Origin of the sequence: Streptomyces sp. NPDC005794 (assembly GCF_042871445.1) — a bacterium.
GTDB lineage: Bacteria > Actinomycetota > Actinomycetes > Streptomycetales > Streptomycetaceae > Streptomyces.
This window is the reverse complement of sequence record NZ_JBIAIN010000052.1, coordinates 1-3,937: the sequence shown is the minus strand read 5'-3', so window position 1 is coordinate 3,937 and position 3,937 is coordinate 1. Positions and strand designations below refer to the sequence as shown.

Below are 3,937 nucleotides of genomic sequence, written 5' to 3'. Positions count from 1 at the left end.
CGACCGCGTCCACGTCGGCGGCGGACAGGCCGGCCCCGGCCAGGGCGGCGCGGATGACGCGCTGCTGGGACGGGCCGTTGGGGGCGGTCAGGCCGTTACTCGCACCGTCCTGGTTCACGGCGGAGCCACGGACGACCGCGAGGACCTGGTGTCCCTTGCGGCGCGCGTCGGAGAGCCGCTCAAGGAGCAGCAGGCCCACGCCCTCGCCCCAGCCGGTGCCGTCGGCGGCGGCGGCGAAGGACTTGCACCGGCCGTCGGCGGCAAGGCCGCGCTGACGGCTGAACTCGATGAACGTACCCGGCGTCGACATCACGGCGACGCCGCCCGCGAGAGCCATGTCGCACTCGCCCTGGCGCAGGGCCTGCGCGGCCAGGTGCAGGGCGACCAGCGACGACGAGCACGCCGTGTCCACCGTCACCGCCGGGCCTTCGAGCCCGAAGGAGTACGAGATGCGGCCGGAGGCAACGCTTGCCGCGCTGCCGTTGCCGACGTATCCCTCCAGGTCGTCGAGTCCGCCGGGGGAGCTCAGGAGGTGGGTGGCGTAGTCGTTGTACATGACGCCGACGAAGACACCGGTCGAGCTGCCGCGCGCCGTCGTCGGGTCGATGCCTGCCCGCTCGAAGGCCTCCCAGGTGGTTTCCAGGAGGAGGCGCTGTTGCGGGTCGATGGACAGGCCCTCCCGCGGGGAGATCCCGAAGAAGGCCGGGTCGAAGTCGGCGGCGTCGTAGAGGAAGCCGCCTTCTCGCGTGTAGAACGAGCCCGGGCTGTCGGGGTCGGGATCGTAGAGGGAGTCGACGTCCCAGCCGCGGTCGCCGGGTAGGTCGCCGATGGCGTCGACGCCGTCGGCGGTGAGGCGCCACAGGTCCTCGGGGGTGCTGACACCGCCGGGGTAGCGGCAGCTCATCGACACGATCACGATCGGGTCGTCGGCCGCGGTGCCTGCCGTCGGCCGTGCCGTGCTCCGGGCAGGGGCCGCCGTGTCCGCGCCGAGGACCTCTTCGAGGATGTGGCGGGCGAGGACGGTGGCGGCCGGGTAGTCGAAGGCGAGGGTGGCGGGCAGGCGCAGGCCGGTCGCCGCGGTGAGGCGGTTGCGTAGTTCGACGGCGGTCAGCGAGTCGAAGCCGACCTCGCGGAACGCACGGTCGGGTGCGATCGCGTCAGCCGACGCGTAGCCGAGGACGGCGGCGGCGTGGCCGCGTACCAGGGTGAGGACTTCCTGCTCGCGGTCCGCCTCCGGCAGCGCGGCGAGGCGCTGCGCGAGGGCGGAGCCCTCCTGCCGGTTCGCGGCGGCGGCGGTGCGGCGCAGCGGGGCGTGTACGAGGGCGCGCAGGAGCGGCGGGACCCCTTCGGAGGCGGCCCGGGCACGCAGGCCCGCAAGGTCGAGGCGGACAGGGACGGTCAGGGCGTGACCGGACACGTGGGCGGCGTCGAACAGTTCGAGGCCTTCGTCGGTGCCGAGGGCGGCGGCTCCCGCACGCGCCCTGCGGTCGAGTTCGCCCGCGCCGAGGTGCGCGGTCAGTTCGCTGGCCTGCTCCCACAGGCCCCAGGCAAGGGAGGCGGCCGGGAGCCCCTGGGCGCGGCGGTGCTGGGCGAGGGCGTCGAGGAAGGCGTTGGCGGCCGCGTAGTTGGCCTGGCCGGGGGTGCCGAACACGCCGGCGGCCGAGGAGAACAGGACGAACGCGGACAGGTCCAGGTGGGCCGTCAGCTCGTGCAGGTGCAGGGCGGCGTCGGCTTTCGGGCGCAGGACGGTGTCCAGGCGCTCGGGTGTCAGGGCGGTGACGACACCGTCGTCCAGGGCACCGGCTACGTGTACCACGGCCGACAGTTCGGCGCCGACCTGGTCGATGAGCGTGGCGAGGGCGTCGCGGTCAGCTGTGTCGCAGGCGACGAGGCTGACGCGGGCGCCCGACTCGGCGAGGTCCGCGCGGAGTTCGGCGGCGCCGGGGGCCGCGTCGCCGCGACGCGAGACGAGGAGCAGGTCCCGTACGCCGTGCCGGACCACGAGGTGTCGGGCGACAAGGCCGCCCAGCGTGCCCGTGCCGCCGGTGACGAGGACGGTGCCCTCGCCGAAGGAGCTGTCGGTGATGTCGTCGGCGACGCCGGCGTCCGTCGGGGCGGGGACGCGGGTCAGGCGCGGGGCCCGCAGGAGCCCGTCGCGAAGGGCGAGTTCGGGTTCGTCCGTCGCGAGGGCGGCGGCCACCAGGTCCGCCGCTCCGGTGGCCGGGTGGTCGTCGCTGCCGTCGGCCGGGTCGACGTCCAGCAGCACGAAGCGTCCCGGGTGCTCGGACTGCGCCGAGCGCAGGAGGCCCCACACGCTGGCGGCCACCGGGTCCGGGGTGTTGCCCGCCGCGACCGCGCCGCACGTCACCACGACGAGGCGGGACGTCTCGAACCGCTCGTCGCCGAGCCACGCCTGCACGACGCCCAGCGCGCGCTCCAGCAGCGGCCGGACGCCCTCCAGCGCGACAGATCCGACGGTCCCTGCCGTCTCGCCGCCGGGGGCGGGCGTCAGCAGTGGCAGGAGCGGCACGAAGACCGTCTCGGGGAGTTCGGCGCCACCGTCGAGGGCGGCAACCAGGGAGCTCAGGTCCGCGTAGGTCTCGCCCACGAAGGGCAGAGCCGGGGTGTCGTCGCCCAGGAGCGCGGCGGAGGCGGACTGCCCGTTCGCCGTGGCCGGGACCTCGACGGAGACCCACTCGACGTGGAAGAGCGCGTCGCGCCGGGGCGAGCCGGCCGGCTGCTCGTCGGACAGGGCGCGCAGCGCGAGCGACCCGACGGAGACGACGGGCTGCCCGGCGGCGTCGGCGGCCAGCAGCGTGACGGTGTCCGCGCCGGCGGAGGCGACGCGGACCCGGAGCATGGTGGCACCGGTGGCATGCAGCGTGACGTCAGACCAGACGAAGGGCAGGTGTGCGCGGTCCGTACGGGCGATGAAGTCGCCCAGGCCGATCGCGTGCAGCGCGGCGTCGAAGAGCGCCGGGTGCAGCCCGAAGGACTCCGTGTCGGCGTGCGCCTCCTGCGGCAGGTCGATCTCCGCGTAGACGTCGTCGCCCTGTCGCCAAGCGGCGCGCAGGCCCTGGAAGAGCGGGCCGTAGCCGTGGCCGTTGGCCGTCAGGCGCTCGTACAGATCGGATACGTCGACGCGCTCGGCACCGGCGGGCGGCCACGCGGACAGGTCGGCGGCCGCGTCGACGTGCTCCGGCGCGGAGGGCAGCAGGTTTCCGGTGAAGTGCCGCGTCCAGGGAGCGTGGTCGGTGCCGTCCTGCGGGCGCGCGAAGAGGCTCAGCTCGCGGCGCCCGGAGCCGTCGGGGCCGCTTACGGAGATCTGTAGCTGGACCGCGCCCTGCTCGGGGATGACGAGGGGGGCTTCCAGCGTCAGCTCTTCGAGGTGACCGCAGCCGACCTCGTCGCCCGCGCGCAGGGCGAGTTCGACGTACGCCGTGCCGGGCAGCAGGATCGCACCGCCGACGGCGTGGTCCGCGAGCCAGGGGTGGGTCTGCGTCGAAAGACGTCCGGTGAAGAGGTGGCCGTCCGCGCCCGCGAGAGCCACGGCCGCACCGAGAAGCGGGTGCCCGGCGGCTCGCAGCCCGGCGAACACCACGTCACCGGCACCGGCCGGGGCGGCCTTGGGCCAGTAGCGGTCGCGCTGGAAGGGGTAGGTGGGGAGGTCGACGCTCGTGCGGTGACCGGGAAAGAGGGCCTTCCAATCGAGCTCGGCACCATGCACGTGAGCCTCGGCGAGGGAAGCCGCGAAACGGCCGGCCCCACCGTCGTCACGCCGCAGCGAGCCGATCGTGACAGCCGGACTCTCCGCCGCGTCGATCGTGGCCTGCACCGGCACAGTGAGCACCGGATGCGGGCTCATCTCCAGGAACAGACCATGCCCCTCGGCCAGCAGGCCACGGGTAGCGTGCTCGAACAACACCGTCCGGCGCAG

1 protein-coding gene is annotated in these 3,937 nt (G+C 74.4%); it reads right to left on the bottom strand.

Features of this window, described 5'->3' with window-relative positions:
* Nucleotides 1–3,937, bottom strand: a 3,937-nt coding sequence (locus ACFYQ5_RS36000) for an SDR family NAD(P)-dependent oxidoreductase (protein ID WP_389203831.1), incomplete at both ends; no start/stop codon positions are given.